Source organism: Bradyrhizobium sp. NBAIM14 (genome assembly GCF_020193895.1).
In the GTDB taxonomy this organism is placed as follows: domain Bacteria; phylum Pseudomonadota; class Alphaproteobacteria; order Rhizobiales; family Xanthobacteraceae; genus Bradyrhizobium; species Bradyrhizobium yuanmingense.
In genome coordinates this window covers 20,740-39,567 of record NZ_JADYVQ010000002.1, presented here as the reverse complement: position 1 = coordinate 39,567, position 18,828 = coordinate 20,740, and the positions used below count along the sequence as shown (strand labels likewise).

The window sequence follows — 18,828 nt, the reverse complement described above, 5'->3', positions numbered from 1 at the left end:
CAGATTGAGCGCGGCTTTGATCCCAAAAGTTGCCTGTGAATTCAATATTCCGGACGGCGCGCGGCAATCTTCACGTTGAGGCCGCAATTACTTCTTGCACCAAAACTTTACACAGTATTCAATATTGGAGTAGCGAAGAGTGGGCGCGACCGACGTTGTGAGTCAGCTTCGATCGCCAAGGACAAGAACATACAAAAGGGAGAAGGCCAGGATGCACAAGCTCGCAATTGCTGCGGCGGCAGCGCTGACGATGCTCGGAGGAGCGGCATTCGCGCAGGAAACAATCAAGTTCGGCTACATCGATCCGCTGTCCGGCGGTGGCGCCAGCATCGGTGAAGGCGGCTTGAAGACGTTCCAGTATCTGGCTGACGAGATCAACGCCAAGGGCGGCATATTGGGCCGCAAGATCGAGATTCTGCCTCTCGACAACAAGACCAACCCGCAGGAAAGCCTGGTGCAGGCGCAGAAGGCCATCGATGCCGGCGCCCGCTTCATCACGCAAGGCAACGGCTCGTCGGTCGCCGCAGCGCTGTCCGACTTCGTTACCAAGAACAACACGCGCAATCCCGGCAAGGAAGTGCTCTACTTCAACTATGCCGCCGTAGATCCGAGCCTGACCAACGAAAAGTGCAGCTACTGGCATTTTCGCTGGGATGCGAGCTCCGACATCAAGATGGAAGCGCTCACCAGCTACATGAAGGATGTCCCCGCGATCAAGAAGGTGTACCTGATCAACCAGGACTACTCCTTCGGCCAGTCGGTGCGTGCGGATGCGCGCAAGATGCTGGGCGCCAAGCGGCCCGACATCCAAATCGTCGGTGACGAACTGCATCCGCTGTTGAAGATCACCGACTTCTCGCCTTATATCGCCAAGATCAAGGCTTCGGGCGCCGATAGCGTCGTGACCGGCAACTGGGGCCAGGACATCGCACTGCTGCTCAAAGCCGCGGCGGACGCCGGCCTGAAGGTCAATTGGTACACCTACTATGCCGGCGGCGCTGGTGGTCCGACCGCAATCAAGCAGACCGGTCTCGACCATCAGGTCTTCCAGATCACCGAGGGCTTTGCCAATTCCGGCCACCAGCCGGCGATGGACTTCGAAAAGACCTTCCGTGCCAAGGTCAACATGTCGCTTTGGTATCCGCGCGCCGTCAACGAGATGCGTATGTTCAAGGCCGCGGCCGAGAAGGCCAACTCGCTCGACCCGGTGAAGGTCGCGGCTGCCCTCGAGGATCTCAAGTTCGAGGTGCTGGATGGCGGTGAGGGCGTCATGCGCAAGGACGATCACCAGTTCTTCCAGCCGATCTACATCTCGTCCTTCGGCAAGCTCGCTGCAGACGAGCCGTTCGACGAGGAAGGCACCGGCTGGGGATGGCATCTGGTTTCCAAGATCGACACATCCAAGACGATGGTTCCCACAACCTGCAAGATGACCCGGCCGTAAGCCTGGAATAGCTTTGCCTTCCCGCAGCCGACAGCGGCTCGCGGGAAGGTTGCTGCTCGCATCCGGACCGACTTCGCCGGGGCCGTTTCTGTCCCGGCCAGAGGTGTGATTACTGTGCTTGAACTGATCGTTATATCGACGCTGAACGGTCTGCTGTTCGGCATGCTGCTGTTCCTGCTGTCGAGCGGCCTGACCGTCATCTTCAGCATGATGGGCGTGCTCAACTTCGCCCATGCCAGCTTTTACATGCTCGGCGCCTTCTTCGGTTTCCAGCTCACCAAATGGATTGGCTTCTGGCCGGCCCTGCTGCTGGCTCCGCTGCTGGTCGGCGCGATCGGCATGGCGGTCGAGCGCTACGGCCTGCGCAATACGCACAAGCACGGCCATGTGGCGGAGTTGCTCCTGACCTTCGGTCTTGCGTTCGCGATCGAAGAAATCGTGGCGATGATGTGGGGCAGGAGCCCCGTCGATTACCGCGTGCCGGCGCTGCTCGACTTTCCGGCCTTCACGATCTTCTCGACGAATTATCCCGCCTACAAGATTTTCATGCTGGCTGTGTCGATCCTGATATTCATCGTGTTGCTGATGGTGCTCAAGCGCACCAGGGTGGGCCTGATCGTTCAGGCCGCGCTGACGCATCCCCATATGGTGGGGCATCTCGGTCACAATGTCGGACGCATATTCATGCTGGTGTTCGGCGTCGGCAGCGCGCTGGCGGGAATTGCCGGCGTGATCGCCGGTCCGGCGCTGGTGACGCAGTCCGACATGGCCGCGGCGCTGGGACCGATCCTGTTCGTCGTCATCGTGTTTGGCGGCCTCGGCTCCTTGCCGGGCGCCTTCATCGCCTCGCTGGTGATCGGCCTGATACAGACCTTCGCGGTGGCGCTGAACGGTTCGTTGGCGAGCGCCTTCGGTCCGCTCGATCCGTCGGCAGGGCCGTCCGTGCTCACCGACATCTGGAACGTCACCATTGCCCAGGTGGCGCCGATCGTACCCTACCTGCTGCTGGTGATCATTCTGATCGTACGCCCCATGGGCCTGATGGGGACGCGCGAGACATGAACGCCAAAACGACATCGACGCCGACATCGACAATCGCAGGGAAGCCGGCCGGCGACGGCCTGCGCTTCTACGGCATATGGCTTGCCGGCATCGCCGTGCTGATCGTGCTGCCGCTGATCTTCTCCTCCGGCGGCTCGCTGACGTCCTTCAGCCTGATCGGCATCGCGATCGTGTTCGCGCTGTCCTACAACATCCTGCTCGGCCAGACCGGCCTCTTGTCGTTCGGCCATGCGGTGCATTACGGCCTCGGCGGCTTCGCAGCGTGCCACATGATGAATGCAGTGGTCTCGCACGGCTGGCCAATCCCGCTGCCGTTCATACCGCTGTTCGGTGGACTCGGCGGCCTCGTTTTCGCGATCATCATCGGCTGGCTGATGACCAAGCGGGCTGGTACCGTGTTCTCGATGATCTCGCTCGGCATTGCCGAACTGGTGGCGTCGTCCTCGCTGATCCTGCGTTCGGTGTTCGGCGGCGAGTCCGGAATATCGACCGACCGCACGGCTTTGCCGAAGATCTTCGGCTTGAGTTTCGGCCCGCAGCTTCAGGTCTATTATCTCATCGCGTTCTGGCTGGTGATCTCGGCCGTCGCGATGTATGCGCTGACGCGGACCCCGCTGGGGCGAATCAGCAATGCGGTGCGGGACAACCCCGAGCGCGTCCAGTTCATCGGTTATGATCCGCACGTGGTGCGCTACATCGCCTTCTGTTTTGCCGGCTTCTTCGCTGGCGTGGCAGGGGGCCTGGCCGCGATCAACTTCGAGATCGCCAACGCCGCCTATCTCGGCGCGATCCAATCCGGCCTCGTGCTGTTCTCGACCTTCATTGGCGGCGTCGCGTACTTCTTCGGACCCATCCTGGGTGCAATCCTCGTGACCTATCTTCAGCTCGGGCTGACCAGCGTCACCGGCGTGTGGCAGCTCTATTTCGGCATTATCTTCATCGGCATCGTGATGCTGTCCCCCGGCGGCATCGCCGGGCTGGTCATGATGCACCGGCCGCTGGTTCGCGCCGGAACTCTGCCGACGGTGATCCCTTCCTATCTGATCGCGGCGGTGCCGACCTTGGCACTGGCTTGCGGTGTGATCCTGACGATCGAATCGATCGCGCGCACGCATAGCGGTCAGGGCAATCCGATCAACCTGTTCGGCGTTGCCTTCAGTCCGGCGTCGCCGCTGACGTGGGCGAGCGCGGCGGTCCTCCTCATCGGCGGCTTCTTCGTCGCGCGCCTGAGCTGGCGGCGCGTCGCCGAGGCATGGGACCGCGCGGCGACGGTCGCGCGCGATCGGGGGTACTTGGCATGACGGCAGCGATCGAAGTCCGCGCCGTTGAGAAGCGCTTTGGCAATGTCGGCATCATCCGCGATCTCAATCTCAGCGTCGCGCAAGGTGAGCGTCACGCCATCATCGGTCCGAACGGTGCCGGGAAATCGACGACGTTCAATCTCATCAGTGGCCACATCAAGCCGACCTCGGGCGAGGTGAGACTGAACGGCGATGTGATCTCCGGCCTCAGGCCGTTCGAGATCAACCGGCGCGGCCTGTCGCGGTCGTTCCAGGTCACCAACGTATTCGCGCGCATGTCGGTCTGGGAGAACGTCCGCTGTGCCGTGCTGTGGGCGACGGGGCACCGATACGCCTTCTGGAAGAACGTCGATAGCCTGCCGGAGGTGCGCGAGCGCACGGCGCAAATCCTCGACGACATCCATCTGACGCATCGGCGCGATGTTCCGGCCGGCTTGTTGACCTACGCGGAGCAGCGCGAACTCGAGATCGGCATCACCATCGCCAGCGGCGCGACCGTCGTGCTGCTGGACGAACCGACGGCGGGCATGAGCCACGCCGAGACCGACCGCGCGGTGTCGCTGATCCGGCGCCTGACCGAGGGCAAGACCCTGGTCATCGTCGAACACGACATGAGCGTTGTGTTCGGCCTGGCCGACCGCATTTCCGTGCTGGTCTACGGCCACATCATTGCTTCCGGCACGCCGGAGGAGATCAGGCGGGACCCGAAAGTTAAGGAAGCCTATCTCGGCGAGGAGGCGCACTGATGCTGGAGGTCAGGGACCTGCACGCCTATTACGGCAAGAGCCACATTCTCCAGGGCGTCGATCTCGACGTTGCGGCAGGCGAGGTCGTCAGCCTGCTCGGCCGCAACGGCGTCGGACGTTCGACCACTGTCAAGGCGATCATGGGCGAGGTTGCGCCGCAAGGCACGATCCGCTTCAAAGGCAAGGACATCGCGGGGCTGCCGAGCTACAGGATCGCGCGCCTCGGTCTCGGCTATGTGCCAGAGCATCGGGACATCTTTCCGGGGCTGACGGTCCGCCAGAATCTGCTCCTCGGCATCAAGGATACGCGGCGTCCCGGCAAATGGCAGCTTCAGGACATGCTCGACATGTTTCCGAATCTTGCCGCGCGGGCAGATACGCCTGCGGGGGTGCTGTCAGGCGGCGAGAAGCAGATGCTCACGACGTGCCGGACCCTGATGGGCGACCCCGATCTCATCATGATCGACGAGCCGACCGAAGGTCTTGCGCCCTTGATCGTGCAGCAGGTCGGCGATCTCATCGCCCGCATTGCGCAGGCCGGCGTCGCAATTTTGCTCGTCGAGCAGAAGCTGTCGATTGCGATGAAGATCTCCAACCGCGTCTACGTCATGGGGCACGGTCGTGTGGTCTTCGAAGGTACGCCCGAGCAACTGAAATCAAACAGCGACGTTCGGGCGCAATGGCTGGAAGTGTGAGGGAAGCCGGCGGGTTTGACCGCAATGGCGCGATGCCCTCGACAAGGACGTCCGCCCGTAACGGCTGATGTTCCTCAGCGTGGTCGGAAGGGGAGGCCCACAGCGGATCACTGCTCCCGCAGGCTCCGTCCGGTGTCCGCATGGCCCGAGCTTGCGGGGATTTAACTTGGTTCCGATCGAGTGCCCCTTTAACGTTCCGCGTGCGCCTATCACGTGTGGTCACGAATGCCTTTCGCGTTGCTCGTTCCACAAGGGACCTAGGCGCAGGTGCGACAATCTATAGGCTATGTTATTGTAAACAAAGCGAAATACGTGAGTTTCGATGCTCGTGATGCAGGCGCGTGGCTGAAACTGGGTACATGATCCGTGACGGCATTCGGTAAACTCGTCCGCACCACGGCGTTCCGGCTGACGCTGGTCTATCTGCTGCTGTTCGCGATGTTCGCGGCCTCGCTGCTGGCCTATTTCGCCTGGAATACGCGGCGGCTGATCACCGAGGAGATCACGCAGACCGTCAATGCCGAGACCTCGGAGATCAACGAGATCTACGACCGCCGCGGCCTAGTCGGTCTCGTGCGCACGATCGAGTATCGGGCGCTGCGGCCAGGCGCCAATCTCTATCTCGTGACCACGCCGACGGGCCAGGCGATCGCCGGCAATGTCGGCTCGCTGGCGCCGGGCGTTATGGCGACGCGCGGCTGGTCGGAGACAGCCTACCGGCGGATCGAGGACAGCGATGACCGCGATCATCGCGCGCTCGTTCGCGTCACCGAATTGGAGAACGGCTTCCGGCTTCTGATCGGCCGCGACTTGGCCGAGCGGCGGCGCCTGTTCGGCATCGTCGCCAAGGCGGCGCAGTTTTCGGTCTTGATCGTCGTCGTGCTCGGCCTCGGCGGCGGCATCTTCGTCGCGCGGCGGGTGCTGAGGCGCATCGACGCGATGACCGGCACGGCGCAGCGGATCATGACCGGCGATCTCAGCGAGCGCCTGCCCGTGGGGCGCAGCGGCGACGAGATCGATCGCCTCGCCGAGAACCTGAACGCCATGCTGGAGCGGATCGAGGCGCTGATGGCGGGGCTGAAGGAGGTTTCCGACAACATCGCCCACGACCTCAAGACGCCGCTGACGCGGCTGCGCAATCGCGCCGAGGAGGCGCTGGCGAAATCGGGCTGCGAGGCGGATTATCGCGCCGCGCTGGAGCGGACCATCGAGGAGTCCGACGGGCTGATCCGGACCTTCAATGCGCTTCTGATGATCGCGCGCGCGGAATCCGGACAGGCGCGCGGCAACATGGACGACTTCGATGCCGCGGAGGTCGCGGAGGGCATCCACGAGCTCTACGAGCCGCTCGCCGAGGACGACGGCATGACCCTGAAGGTCAAGTGCGAGCCGACGCCGGTTCATGCCAATCGCGAGCTGATCAGCCAGGCGCTTGCCAATCTTGTCGAGAACGCGATCAAATACGGCCAGCCCGCGGCACAGCCGGCGGGAACCGTGGTCAGCATGGACGCGAGGCAAATCACGATCGAGGCGAGGCGCGAGGGCGACCAGGTGCTGCTCAGCGTCACCGATCGCGGCCCCGGCATCCCCGAAGCCGACCGCAAGCACGTCATCGAGCGATTCGTGCGGCTGGAGGCCAGCCGCACGCTGCCGGGCTCGGGCCTCGGCCTCAGCCTCGCCTCGGCGGTGGCGACGTTGCACGGCGGCGAATTGCGCTTGGGCGATGCCCATCCCGGCCTCGTCGCCACGCTCGTGCTGCCGGCGCGCGCGGGCGCCGGCGACAGGGTTGCTCCGCCAACACCGGATGTGCCACAGAAGGTGGCATGAACCACTCCGCGCCGGGAAACGCGGACAAGCATGGTGAGAGGCTGGCCGCACGCTTCGCGGAGGCTCCCCATATTGCCGCTTCCGCAACCGATGAACCCCGTTTCGAAAGCTGGCTGGCCGAGCTCGAGCCGGCACAATCGGCCCGTCTCGAAACGCATCTCGGCCATCCCTTCGCCCGCGAGATCCTGACCGGGATTGCGGAATTCTCGCCCTATCTGTTCGAACTGGTGCGCGCCGATACCTTGCGCCTGATCCGGCTGCTCGAATGCGATCCGGATGCGCATCTGACGGCGCTGATCGCGGAGGCGCGCAGCGCGGTGCTCGCGGCTTCGGAGGAGGCCGAGGTGATGCGGCTGCTCCGCCGCATGAAGGCTGAGGCTGCGCTCCTGATCGCGCTGTGCGATATCGGCGGTGTCTGGCCGGTGATGCGGGTGACGGCGGCGCTGACCGATGTCGCGGTGTCCTCGGTGCAGGCGGCACTGCAATATCTGCTGCGGCAGGAAGCCGCACGCGGCAAGCTCTCACCGCCCAATCCCGAGGCACCCGAAGAGGGCTGCGGGCTGATCGTGCTCGCGATGGGCAAGATGGGTGCGGGCGAGCTGAACTATTCCAGCGATATCGATCTCATCGTGTTCTTCGATCCCGATGCGACGACCCTCGCGCCCGATATCGAGCCGCAGCCGTTCTTCGTCCGCGTGACGCAAGGCATGGCGCGCATCCTGCAGCAGCGCACCTATGATGGTTACGTCTTCCGCGTCGATTTGCGGCTGCGGCCCGATCCGTCCTCGACGCAGGTGGCGATCTCGCGGGACGCCGCGCTGAACTATTACGAGCGGGAAGGGCGCACCTGGGAGCGCGCCGCGATGATCAAGGCGCGGACCTGTGCCGGCGATTCAAAAGCGGGCGAGGCATTGCTCGCCGAGATCGGGCCGTTCGTCTGGCGCAAGCATCTCGACTTTGCCGCACTTGCCGACGTACACGACATGAAGCGGCAGATGCAGACCTATCGCGGCCAGAGCGAGGTTGCGGTCGAGGGCCACAACGTCAAGGTCGGACGCGGCGGCATTCGCGAGATCGAATTCTTCGCGCAGACCCAGCAATTGATTGCCGGCGGCCGCCATCCGGAATTGCGGGTGCGGCCGACACTGCGGGCGCTTGACGTGCTCGCCGCCAGCAACTGGATCACTGTGGCGGCGCGTGACGAGCTGGCGACCGCCTACGAATTCCTGCGCCGTGTCGAGCATCGCCTGCAGATGATCGCCGACGAGCAAACCCACACGCTGCCGGAGGACAAGCAAGCGGTCGAGCGCTTTGCGTGGTTCTTCGGCTATCGGACTCGGGAGGCCTTTGCGCGCGACCTCTTGCGCCAGCTCCAGATCGTCCAGGGCCATTACGAAAAACTGTTCGAGGGCGATGACCCCACCGGCACGGCGAGGCTGCCGGCGCTCGACTACGGTGCGGGCCCCGATGATCCGCGCCTGCTGCAGCACCTCGCGACGCTCGGCTTCAAGAAGCCCGCCGCGGTCGCGCAGACGGTGCGCGACTGGATCACCGGCGACTATCGCGTCTTCCGCGTTGAGGCGACGCGAAGCGCCTTCGTCGAGTTCGTGCCGGCCTTGATCGACGGCCTTGCCCATGCCGAAGAGCCGGATCGCGCCGTCGTTTCGTTCGATCATTTCCTCGGCGCGCTGCAGCGCGGCGGCCGGCTGATCACGCTGCTCGGCCAGAACCGCGATCTCGTCGCGCTGGTGGCGCTGGTGCTGGGAGCCGCGCCGCGGCTCGGCGACATGCTGGCGCGGCAGCCTCAGCTGATGGACGGCCTGATCGATCCGCGCTTCTTCGGCGCCATGCCCGACAGGCAGGAATTGTCGGGGCGGCTCGCGACCACCGTGCAGGACGCCGGCTCATACGAGGAGTTCCTCGATCGCCTGCGCCTGTTCGGGCAGGAGAGCCTGTTCCTGATCGGCACGCGCATCCTCTCCGGCACCGTCTCGGCGCAGCAGGCGAGCACGGCCTTCGCCGACGTCGCGGAGGGAATCGTCCACACCGTGCACGGTCTCGTCGCCGATCGCTTCGCCGCCCAGCACGGCCGCATCAAGGGTCAGGAGACCGCGATCGTCGCGATGGGCCGGCTCGGCAGCCGCGAGATGACGGCCTCGTCCGATCTCGACCTGATCCTGCTCTATGATTTCGACGGCGACCATCCGGACTCCGACGGGGTGAAATCGCTTCACGGCGCACACTATTTCGCCCGTTTCACCCAGCGCCTGATCAGCGCCTTCACGACCCGCACCAATTACGGCGTGCTCTACGAGATCGACATGCGGCTGCGGCCCTCGGGACGCGCAGGTCCGGTGGCTTCGAGCCTCGTCTCGTTCGCGGACTACCAGGCCAACGAAGCCTGGACCTGGGAGCACATGGCATTGACGCGTGCGCGCGTGGTCTCGGCTTCGCCCGAATTCCGGGAACGGATCGAGCGCGTCATCCGCGATGTCCTCACCCGCCGCCGCGATCCCGCCATCACCGCCAACGACGTCGCCGACATGCGGCGCGCGATCGCGCAGGAGAAGGGCGAGGCGGATTGCTGGGATCTCAAGCATGCCGCCGGCGGCATGGTCGATATCGACTTCATCGCGCAGTATCTCCAGCTCGTGCACGCGCACGACAAGCCCGAGATTCTCGACGTCAGCACCATGCAGGTGCTGGAGAACGCCTGCAGGATCGGCGTGCTCGCACAATCGGAGACGGAGATCCTGCGGGCCGCGGCGCGGCTCTATCACGACCTCACCCAGATCCTGCGGCTCTGCGTCAGCGAGCGCTTCAAGCCTGATACCGCCGGCACCGACCTGCAACGCGTCATGGCGCGCGCCGGCGACGCGCCGGATTTCTCCTCGCTGGAGGCGCGGGTGAAGGAGACCCAGAGCGAGGTGCGGCGCGTGTTCAGGGCGCTGCTGGAAGGGTCATAGCCTGCTTCAGCGCGGTGACCGAGCTCATCGCTCAGAAGCTGCGATTGCGGATTCTGATCGATTTGCAACCGCAATCGATCGATACGGATTGGTCATGAAAGTTCGGTCGGCTGCGGGTTTTTGCGTGTTGGTGCAGGCCCGGCGTGCTAGCTTGCGTGCCACGATGGAATCCGAGGGGACGGCCGGTTGATCGACAAGCTTGAACTATTGCTGGCGCTGGCGAAGGAGCGTCATTTCGGACGCGCGGCCGAGGCCTGCGGCGTGACGCAACCGACGATGTCGACCGGGCTCAAGCAGCTCGAGGAGATTCTCGGCGTGATGCTGGTCCAGCGCGGCTCGCGCTTTCAGGGATTTACCCCCGAAGGCGAGCGGGCGCTGGACTGGGCGCGGCGGATCGTCGGCGATGCCCGCGCAATGCGCGACGAGATCAACGGGCTGAAGCATCAGCTCTCCGGCGAGATCCGGATCGCGGCGGTCCCGACCGTGCTCGGCATGGTCGCCGCGCTGACGACGCCGTTCCGTGCCAAGCATCCGGACGTGCGCTTCCGCATCCAGTCCACCACCTCGTCCGAGGTGCTGGGGCTCTTGGAAAATCTCGAGGTCGATGCGGGGCTGACCTATATCGAGAACGAGCCGATCGGCAAGGTGCGCACCATCCCGCTCTACAACGAGAGCTATCGCCTGCTCACCGCGCCGGACGCGATGTTCGGCGATCGCGAGACGGTGACCTGGACCGAGGTCGGGCAAGTGCCGCTGTGCCTCTTGACGCCCGACATGCAGAACCGCCGCATCATCGACCGCGCGCTGCGATCGGTCGGCGCGGAGGCGACGCCGACGCTGACGTCGAATTCGCTGCTGGTGCTGTTCACACACGTCAAGACCGGGCGCTGGGCGAGTGTGATGCCGGCCAAGCTCGCCGAGACACTCGGCCTGTCCGACACCGTGCGGTCGATCCCGATCGTCGACCCCGAAGTCACTTACAGCATCGGCCTGGTGATCCCGCAGCGCGATCCCATGACGCCACTGATTGCAGCTCTGGTCAACGTCGCGCGCGAAGTCGCGCCGACGCTGCAATCGTAAGCGGAAGGTCTTTTGGCTGAGCCGAGTGAACCGAGAGCTCTTCTTCCCCTCTCCCCTTGTGGGAGAGGGTGGCTCGCCGCGTAGCGGCGAGACGGGTGAGGGGTATCTCTCCTCCCGAAAGTATTGCGCGTGGATAGACACCCCTCATCCGGCGCTTCGCGCCACCTTCTCCCACAAGGGGAGAAGGGCATCCCAGATCGAAACTGACTCGATCGTTGCTCGCGGTTTTAAGCCGCAGCCGATATCCCCGATCCCGCCTTCACCGCATCCCGCGGCAGGGTCACGCGCACGACGGTGCCGACGTCGATCTTCGAGCGCAGGCGCATCGAGCCGCCGTGGAGCTGCGCCAGCGAGCGGGCGATGGCGAGGCCGAGGCCCGAGCCGTGATAGGTCTTGGTGAGCTGGCTCTCGACCTGCTCGAACGGGCGCCCGAGCCGCGCCAGCGAATGCGGCGCGATGCCGATGCCGGTGTCGGCGATCATCAGCACGATCCTGTCGTCGAGCTGCCGGCTGCGCACCACGACGCGTCCGCCGTCCGGCGTGAACTTCACGGCATTGGAGAGCAGGTTGACGATGATCTGCTTGGTGGCGCGGCGGTCGGCGACGACCGAGATGGATTTTGCGATGTCGGCATCCAGCGTCAGGTGCTTGTCCTGCGCGCGGCCGGTGACGACGCGCAAGGATTCGGCGAGCGTCTGCGCGAGGTCGAGCTCCTCCATGTCGAGCTTCATGCGGCCGGCCTCGATCTTGGACATGTCGAGGATGTCGTTGATGACCTCGAGCAGATAATGGCCGCTGGTCAGGATGTCCTGGCAATATTCCTGGTACTTCTCGCTGCCGAGCTCGCCGAACATGCCCGAGCCCATGATCTCGGAGAAGCCGATGATGGCATTGAGCGGCGTGCGCAGCTCGTGGCTCATATTGGCGAGGAATTTCGACTTGGTCTGGTTGGCTTCCTCGGCGCGGGTCTTCTCGCGCTGGTACTTCTCGGCGAGGTCGGCGAGCTCGACCGCCTGGCGCTCCAGCGCGGCCTGCGAGCGCTTGAGATCGATGACGGTGGCGCGCAGGCGCAGATCATTGTCGACCAGCTTCTGCTCGTGCTCTTTGATACGGGTGATGTCGGTGCCGACCGAGACGTAGCCGCCGTCCTTGGTGCGGCGCTCGCTGATGTGCAGCCAGCTGCCGTCGTCGAGCTGCGCCTCGAAGGTGCGCGCCCCCGGGCCTTGGGCCGCGGTCTCGTTGTGGCGGGTGCGCACCTCCGGCATGCGGCCGACCTCGAGCACGGTCTCGTAGGAGGTGCCGGGGATGACGGCGCTGTCGGGCAGCTTGTGCAGGCGCTGGAAGTGCGAGTTGCAGAGCACCAGGCGGTCGCTCGCATCCCACAGCACGAAGGCCTCCGGAATGGTCTCGATCGCGTCGCGCAGGCGGAGGTCGGCTTCCACGGTCTTTTCGGCGAGGCTCTTCTGCTCGGTGATGTCGACGGCGATCCCGATCAGGTGGACGCTGGAATCGGTCGCCCCGCGCGTCTTCTCGCAGCGGACGCGGAGCCAGATCCAGTGGCCGTCGACATGCTGCATGCGGAAGGTCTGGTCGATATGGTCGATCTTCTCGGAGATGAGCTGGTCGGCGATCGCGAACAGGTCGATGTCGTCGGACTTCACCAGCGCATTGACCTCTCCGAAGGTGAGGAGTTCGTGACGGCCGTCGAGACCGAGGATCGAGAACATCGACTGCGACCAGAAGATCCGGCCGCGCGACAGGTCCCAGTCCCACAGCCCGCAGCGGCCGCGGTTGAGCGCCGTGTCGATGCGGCCGCGCACCGCGTCGTTGATGAGGTCGCCTTCGCGGGCGCGGGTCGACTGCCAGTGGAAGGCGAAGCCCAGGATCAGGACGACGAAGCCCGTGGTCGCCGACAGCGTCACTGAAAGCGCGGCGTCCGAGCCCCAGATCGGCTCGTTGCGCTCCTGGATCACGGTGACGAAGCCGGGCAGTGACTTGATCTGCCGCGAGGTCGCCATCGCCGCGTTGCCGCTCGGCAGCGTCAGGTCGGAGACGTTGGCGTCGCGTGGCGGCGCCGCGACCAGCTGCGCGGTCGTGATCGCATCGAGCAGGCGGTCGTTGCCGATCGGGTCGCTGTCGGCCGGGATGCGCGCGAGGATGCGGCGGTCGATGCCGGCGGAGGTGACGATGACGTGCCGGCCCGAGGCCGTGGCCCAGGACGGAATGAGATCAGGCAGCAGCGTCGGCAGGCCCTCGATGGTCTTGAGCCGCTCCTGGCGAACCGAAGTGAGGCGGTCGATGCGCTCGGCGAGCAGGTCGGCGAGCGCCGAAATGTCGTGTCGGATCACCAGCCGCTTCTGGCGCGTTTGATCGACCACCTGCACGAAGGCACCGAGGCAGATCGTGATCAGGAAGGCGATGATGAGCGTCGGCACGGCGCGACGCAGCGCCGGCTCCGCGATCAACAGCCGATGATAGGCAGGTTTCGCGATCGATTGCGCCAATCCCTTGATCGAATCGGATTGGACGCACGCGTTCGCGGCGTCTGCACGCGACATGCCTTCGGCCCCCTGAAAAACGAGTTCCGGAAGCAGCCCCACGTCACTTCCGAATCACACCGATTTGAATCCAGTTTTCGCGGGCTGTCGAGAGTCAACGAATCGTTAACGCGAAATTATTCTTATCCAACACGCAGTTTGTGCGTCGCGCGTCCGCAAAGGCACGGGTGCAACGAGTCCGAAACGAGAACGTGTGACTCGTCGCGCATTCTTCATCACGCCCGCGGCGGCTCGGCGTGGCTGATGACGCGCTTCACGCTCGGGAACGCGCGCCGCAACGCACGCTCGATCGCGTCGACATGCTCGTGCACCTTGATCACGCTCATCGACGGTGTTGCGCGGCAGTGGAAGTTGACGATCTCGCCGGCATCCGTGTTGCGGACGCGCACATTGTGGATGTCGTGGATCTCGCCGCCGGCGGCATATTCCGTCAGCGCGGCGGCGATGGTCCGCACCCGGTCCGGCGTGGCATCGACCCCGAACGGAAGTTCCGGTTCCAGCGGCTCGATGTGAACGTCGACCTCGACGTCCTCGCCAAACTCCTCCTGGATGTTGCGCTCCAGCGTGTTGGCGATGTCGTGCGCGGCCTCGAGCTGCATGTTGGCATCGACCTCGAGGTCGATGCTGACGATCAGCTTGACGCCGAGATCGTGCACCGTGACGTGGTGGACGGCGAGGGCGGAATTGCGCGCGATCACCATGATGCGGTCGCGCACGGTCTCGTTGTCGCGCGCGACGGGCACTGCGGCGAAGGTAAGGTCGGCATCGCCGAAAGCCTTGGCGACGGCGGCCTGCGCGTTGCGCTTGATGTCCTCGACCCGGTCGATCGGATAGGTCCGCGGCACCTTCGCAATAGTGTCGATGAACGTGGTCGCTCCGACCATGCGCACGCGCAAGCGTTCGACGTCGATCACGCCGGGCACACTGCGGATCGCCGCTTTGGCCTTCTCCTGCGCGCCTTCGGGAGCGCGATCGACCAGCGTCTGCACGGTCGAGCCGGCCATGCGCAGGCCGAGCGCTGCGATCATCACGGCAACCGCTGCGGCCGCCGCGGTGTCACCCCACCAGAAGCCGAGCCCGGCCAGGATCAGGCCCACGATCACGGCGCAGGAGCCCATCACGTCCGAGGCGAAATGCAACGCGTCGGCCGCCAAGGCCTGGCTTCTGGTCTCCCGCGCGGCACGGTGCAGGGCGCGGGCGCGCCAGAGATTGACGGCGATATCGATCACCAGCACCACGAACGGCACGGCCGAGATGGTCGGCGGCGGGGTTCCTTCGCGCAGCCGGCTATAGGCCTCGACCAGGATGCCCCCGGCCAGCACGTAGAGCAGGGCGGTGACGCCGAGCGCGGAGATGCTTTCCAGCTTGCCGTGGCCGTAATGGTGCTCCTCGTCGGCGGGCTTGTCGGACACCCGCACCACCGCCCAGGTGATGATGGTCGCAACCAGGTCGATTAGGGAATGCAGGGCTTCCGAGATCAGCGCCAGTGAGCCGATCGCGATCCCGACCGCGAACTTGGCCGCCGCCATGCCGCCGCTGGCGAAGATCGAGATGGCCGCGACCGAGGTTTTGTCATGCTGGGAGGTCATGGGCGGGGATTTAGCAGCCCCGTGTGGGACATCAAGCGATGATCCACAGGATGTAGTCGCTAGTGAGTTGCAGGAGCGGTCTACGCCTTGCTCCGGCCCCGTAGGGTGGGCAAAGGCGCGTTAGCGCCGTGCCCACCATTCGTCCGCGATGGATGCAGATCGTGGGCACGCTTCGCTTTGCCCACCCTACCGGGCCGCTGCCGGCGCCCTACGGCACCGTCACCACGATCTTCCCCAGATGCTTGTTCGCTTCCATGTGCTCGAACGCCTTGTCGATGTCGTCGAACGCGAACACCTTGTCGATCGGCAGTTGCAGCTTGCGCGATTCCACCGCGCCCCAGATGTCCCTGCGGACCTCGGCAAAGATCTCGCGGACCTCCTCGATGGTACGGGTACGGAAGGTGACGCCGACATAGTCGATGCGGCGGGCCGCGTGCAGGTCGAAATTGAAGTCGGCGTGGGTGCCGCCGAGGCGGCCGACATTGACGATGCGGCCCTTGATCTTCGTCGCGGCGAGGTTCTGGTTGGCGACCTTGCCCGAGACCTGGTCGACGACGAGGTCGACGCCTTCGCCGTTCGTCGCCTTCAGCGCCTCGTCGACCCATTTCGGATCGGAGCTGTCGACGGCGAGGCCGGCGCCATACTCCTTCAGCCGGCCGCGGCGATACGCGTCGGTGGACGAGCCGATCACCAGCTTCGCGCCCTTGAGCCGGGCGATCTGCATTGCCATCAGCCCGACGCCGGAGCTCGCACCCTGGACCAGCACGCTCTGGCCAGCCTGCACCCCGCCGATCGTGACGACGGCGTTGTGCATGGTCGCGAGCGCGACGGGGAGGGTGGCGGCCTCCTCGAAATTCATGTTCGAGGGCGCGTGAAACAGCCGGCCGTGATCGGCCAGCGTATATTCGGCGAACGCCGCGCCGCCCGATCCCATGATGCGGTCGCCGATCTTCACGCCCTTCGCATCGGGCCCGAGCTCGGCGACCTCACCGGCCCATTCCATGCCCAGCACGGTGCCGACGCCGCCGGCCGCGCCATGGGCGTGGCCCTTGCGCATGCCGGTGTCGGCGCGGTTGAGGCCGCAGGCGCGAACGCGGACGAGCACCTGCGTGCCTTTGGGCTTTGGTTGAGCGACGTCGGAAATCCTCGCGCCTTCAGGGCCGTAGACGTAGGCTTTCATGCAATACTCTCACGTCTTGCAGTGATTATTCCGCCGCTTCGCGTTGTGACTGAACGATCATCCCCTCGAGCCGGCTGCGAATGATCGCCTCCGCCTCGCGCACGATGCGGGAGACGAGCTCGGCACAGCTCGGGATGTCCTGGATCAGGCCCTGCACCTGGCCGGCCGACCAGATGCCTTCGTCGGAATTGCCGGTGGCATAGACCATCTTGCCGCGGGCACCGGCGACGAGCTCGCGGATGTCCTCGAACTTGGCGCCTTCCTTCTCCATCGCGACGACCTTGGTCGAGACCGCGTTCTTGGCCACGCGCGAGGTGTTGCGCATGGTGCGGAAGATCAGCTCGGTCTCGCGCTCGTCATTGGCGACGATCTTCTCCTTGATGAGCTGATGGATCGGGCTCTCCTTGGTGGCCATGAAACGGGTGCCCATGTTGATGCCCTCGGCTCCCAGCGCCAGCGCCGCGACCAGGCCGCGGCCATCGGCAAAGCCGCCCGAGGCGATCATCGGAATCTTGATCTTGTCGGCGGCGGCCGGGATCAGGATCAGGCCGGGCGTGTCGTCCTCGCCGGGATGGCCGGCGCATTCGAAGCCGTCGATCGAGATGGCGTCGACGCCCATCCGCTCGGCCGAGAGCGCGTGACGGACGCTGGTGCATTTGTGCACGACCTTGACGCCGTGTTTCCTGAATTCGTCGACATGCTCCTGCGGCTTGTTGCCGGCGGTCTCGACCACCTTGATGCCGCTCTCGATGATCGCGGCGCGGTATTCGGCATAGGGCGGCGGCTTGATCGCCGGCAGGATGGTGAGGTTGACGCCGAACGGCTTGTCCGTGAGGTCGCGGCAGCGCGCGATCTCCTTGGTCAGGTCCTCCGGCGTCGGCTGGGTCAGCGCGGTGATGAAGCCGAGCGCGCCGGCATTGGCGACGGCTGCGACCAGCTCGGCGCGTCCGACCCATTGCATGCCGCCCTGAACGATCGGGTGCTGGACGCCGACGAGCTTGGTGAACCGTGTCTGCAACATGATCTGTTTCCCCCCGCGCCCCGCGTGGCGCTTTGTTCTCGGTTGATGGCGGCAGGATGCCGCTGGGGGTGGGAAAAGTCTATTGCGCCGCCCGGCGGGGCGACCATGCGGAAGGCGAGGAGATTCCGCGGGGCGGATAATTGGGGTGCGCTGCTGCCTGATGAGGGCAAGCTCTTTCCTCAAACTCCGCCGTCATACCCCGCGAAGGCGGGGTATCCAGTACGCCGCGACCTCTCGGCTCTACCCTCGCAGTCTCTGGAATACTGGATTGCCCGCCTCTGCGGGCAATGACACCGAGTATGGGGCGAAGAGCTACTTCGCCGACAGCCGCACCATCTGGCGCCCGCCGTTGATTTCCTTGAGGCTGTTGACGAAGTTTTCCGGGCGCTGCCAGCGATGGGGGACCTTCAATCCCATGAACTCCGCGATGTCGCCGATGAAGCCGGTACAGTTTATGGTCTCGGCATTCCAGACTGGCGAGCTGGCCTGCAACTCCTTGATGTAGGCGAACACGCGCTTGGCGTCGGCTTCGTTGAGATAGACCCGATAGCTCGCGGTCAGATATTCCGGATCGAGATCGCCGTAGCTGGCGCCGGTCTCGGATGGCACAAAGGTAATGTGACCGAGCACGTAAGCGAGCGTATCGCCGGCCGGTGTCAGGCCCGCAACCTCGACGGCCTTCTCGCTGGTCTTGCCGTACCAGACGAAGGCATGGCCCCAGCTCGCGGCCGTGCGGGCGCGGAAGTCGACGTAATAGGGGCCTTTCTCTGCACGCGCGACGGAGCGCCGCGTCGATTGCGGCTGTGGCCGCGAGGCAGTGTCGGTCGTAGCAAGCGCGTTCGCATCGGCAACGCGCCTGTCGGTCTGCTTGTCGGTCTCATGGGCCGAGGCCGAGGGCGTCGTGCATGAGAGCATAGCTGCAAGAGCGAAGCCCGCGAGGATGCAGGATCCCGATCGACCAGCTTTGTTCGTCACGCTATTCCCCCTCGACCATCGAGCGCAAATGTCTGACGCGTATTTCGCTGCGCGTCAGTAGCGCGCGGCGACCGGGCCCGGCGCCTTGCCGATCGGGGCCTTTCCAATCGGGCTCTTGCCGATCGGCATCTTGCCGATTGGCGCCTGCTCGCCCGGATAAGCTGGCACCGGCTGCCGGCGCGGCAGATCCGCAGCGTTTGCAGCCGTCGCAAAAGCAAGCGTGGCACCCAGAGCAAATACAATCTTCTTCACAGTGATACCCCTAGAAGGTTTGGTCCAAACACGGTCATGCCGTGCCCCCAGACACGCCTCCCAAAAGGGCGGCCGAATGCGTCCAAGTTGCGGCGCGCACGGGACATGTTGGCGGCATTGCTCGGGCGCGCG

Annotated in this window: 14 protein-coding genes; 8 read left to right on the top strand and 6 right to left on the bottom strand. The window is 64.9% G+C overall.

What is annotated here, in order from left to right; genetic code table 11:
• The first annotated feature begins 211 nt into the window (after positions 1-211).
• The 8 genes from I6F28_RS05975 to I6F28_RS05940 all read left to right on the top strand — a co-directional run bounded on the left by I6F28_RS05975 (position 212) and on the right by I6F28_RS05940 (position 11,121).
• Positions 212-1,444 (top strand): branched-chain amino acid ABC transporter substrate-binding protein, encoded by a 1,233-nt coding sequence (locus I6F28_RS05975; protein ID WP_036005770.1) that lies wholly within the window; start codon positions 212-214, stop codon positions 1,442-1,444.
• A 114-nt stretch (positions 1,445-1,558) separates the two neighbouring features.
• A complete protein-coding gene (locus I6F28_RS05970) occupies positions 1,559-2,506 on the top strand; it encodes a branched-chain amino acid ABC transporter permease (RefSeq protein WP_036005767.1) in 948 nt (315 codons plus the stop codon).
• Positions 2,503-3,807, top strand: a complete 1,305-nt coding sequence (locus I6F28_RS05965) for a branched-chain amino acid ABC transporter permease (RefSeq protein ID WP_225111756.1) — start codon at positions 2,503-2,505, stop codon at positions 3,805-3,807. Before I6F28_RS05970 ends, I6F28_RS05965 begins: the two co-directional genes overlap by 4 nt.
• Positions 3,804-4,553, top strand: a complete 750-nt coding sequence (locus tag I6F28_RS05960) for an ABC transporter ATP-binding protein (RefSeq protein WP_036005761.1) — start codon at positions 3,804-3,806, stop codon at positions 4,551-4,553. The genes I6F28_RS05965 and I6F28_RS05960 overlap by 4 nt, the downstream gene beginning before the upstream one ends.
• Positions 4,553-5,248, top strand: a complete 696-nt coding sequence (locus tag I6F28_RS05955; RefSeq protein ID WP_036005758.1) for an ABC transporter ATP-binding protein — start codon at positions 4,553-4,555, stop codon at positions 5,246-5,248. Before I6F28_RS05960 ends, I6F28_RS05955 begins: the two co-directional genes overlap by 1 nt.
• Before the next feature lie 366 nt (positions 5,249-5,614).
• The gene (locus tag I6F28_RS05950; RefSeq protein WP_036005755.1) at positions 5,615-7,075 is read left to right on the top strand and encodes a sensor histidine kinase; all 1,461 of its coding nucleotides are present in this window, start codon (positions 5,615-5,617) and stop codon (positions 7,073-7,075) included.
• Complete coding sequence (locus I6F28_RS05945) at positions 7,072-10,041, top strand: bifunctional [glutamine synthetase] adenylyltransferase/[glutamine synthetase]-adenylyl-L-tyrosine phosphorylase (protein WP_225139469.1); 2,970 nt, start codon at positions 7,072-7,074, stop codon at positions 10,039-10,041. The genes I6F28_RS05950 and I6F28_RS05945 overlap by 4 nt, the downstream gene beginning before the upstream one ends.
• 186 nt (positions 10,042-10,227) lie before the next feature.
• Entirely contained in the window at positions 10,228-11,121 is an 894-nt protein-coding gene (locus I6F28_RS05940; RefSeq protein ID WP_225139468.1) for a LysR family transcriptional regulator, read from the top strand.
• Positions 11,122-11,348: 227 nt separating this feature from the next.
• On the opposite strand, the gene I6F28_RS05935 is transcribed toward I6F28_RS05940, so the two are convergent.
• From I6F28_RS05935 to I6F28_RS05910, 6 genes are all read right to left on the bottom strand, one after another.
• Positions 11,349-13,679, bottom strand: coding sequence for a PAS domain-containing sensor histidine kinase (locus I6F28_RS05935; RefSeq protein WP_225139467.1), 2,331 nt, complete (start codon positions 13,677-13,679; stop codon positions 11,349-11,351).
• 215 nt (positions 13,680-13,894) lie between these two features.
• Entirely contained in the window at positions 13,895-15,268 is a 1,374-nt protein-coding gene (locus I6F28_RS05930; RefSeq protein ID WP_225139466.1) for a cation-efflux pump, read from the bottom strand.
• A gap of 208 nt (positions 15,269-15,476) precedes the next feature.
• A complete protein-coding gene (locus I6F28_RS05925; protein ID WP_225139465.1) occupies positions 15,477-16,448 on the bottom strand; it encodes a zinc-binding dehydrogenase in 972 nt (323 codons plus the stop codon).
• Between the two features lie 25 nt (positions 16,449-16,473).
• Complete coding sequence (locus I6F28_RS05920; RefSeq protein ID WP_036005739.1) at positions 16,474-17,469, bottom strand: NAD(P)H-dependent flavin oxidoreductase; 996 nt, start codon at positions 17,467-17,469, stop codon at positions 16,474-16,476.
• A 312-nt stretch (positions 17,470-17,781) separates the two neighbouring features.
• The gene (locus tag I6F28_RS05915; RefSeq protein ID WP_225139464.1) at positions 17,782-18,444 is read right to left on the bottom strand and encodes a hypothetical protein; all 663 of its coding nucleotides are present in this window, start codon (positions 18,442-18,444) and stop codon (positions 17,782-17,784) included.
• A 54-nt stretch (positions 18,445-18,498) separates the two neighbouring features.
• Positions 18,499-18,696, bottom strand: a complete 198-nt coding sequence (locus I6F28_RS05910) for a hypothetical protein (RefSeq protein WP_198399686.1) — start codon at positions 18,694-18,696, stop codon at positions 18,499-18,501.
• Between the last annotated feature and the right edge of the window lie 132 nt (positions 18,697-18,828).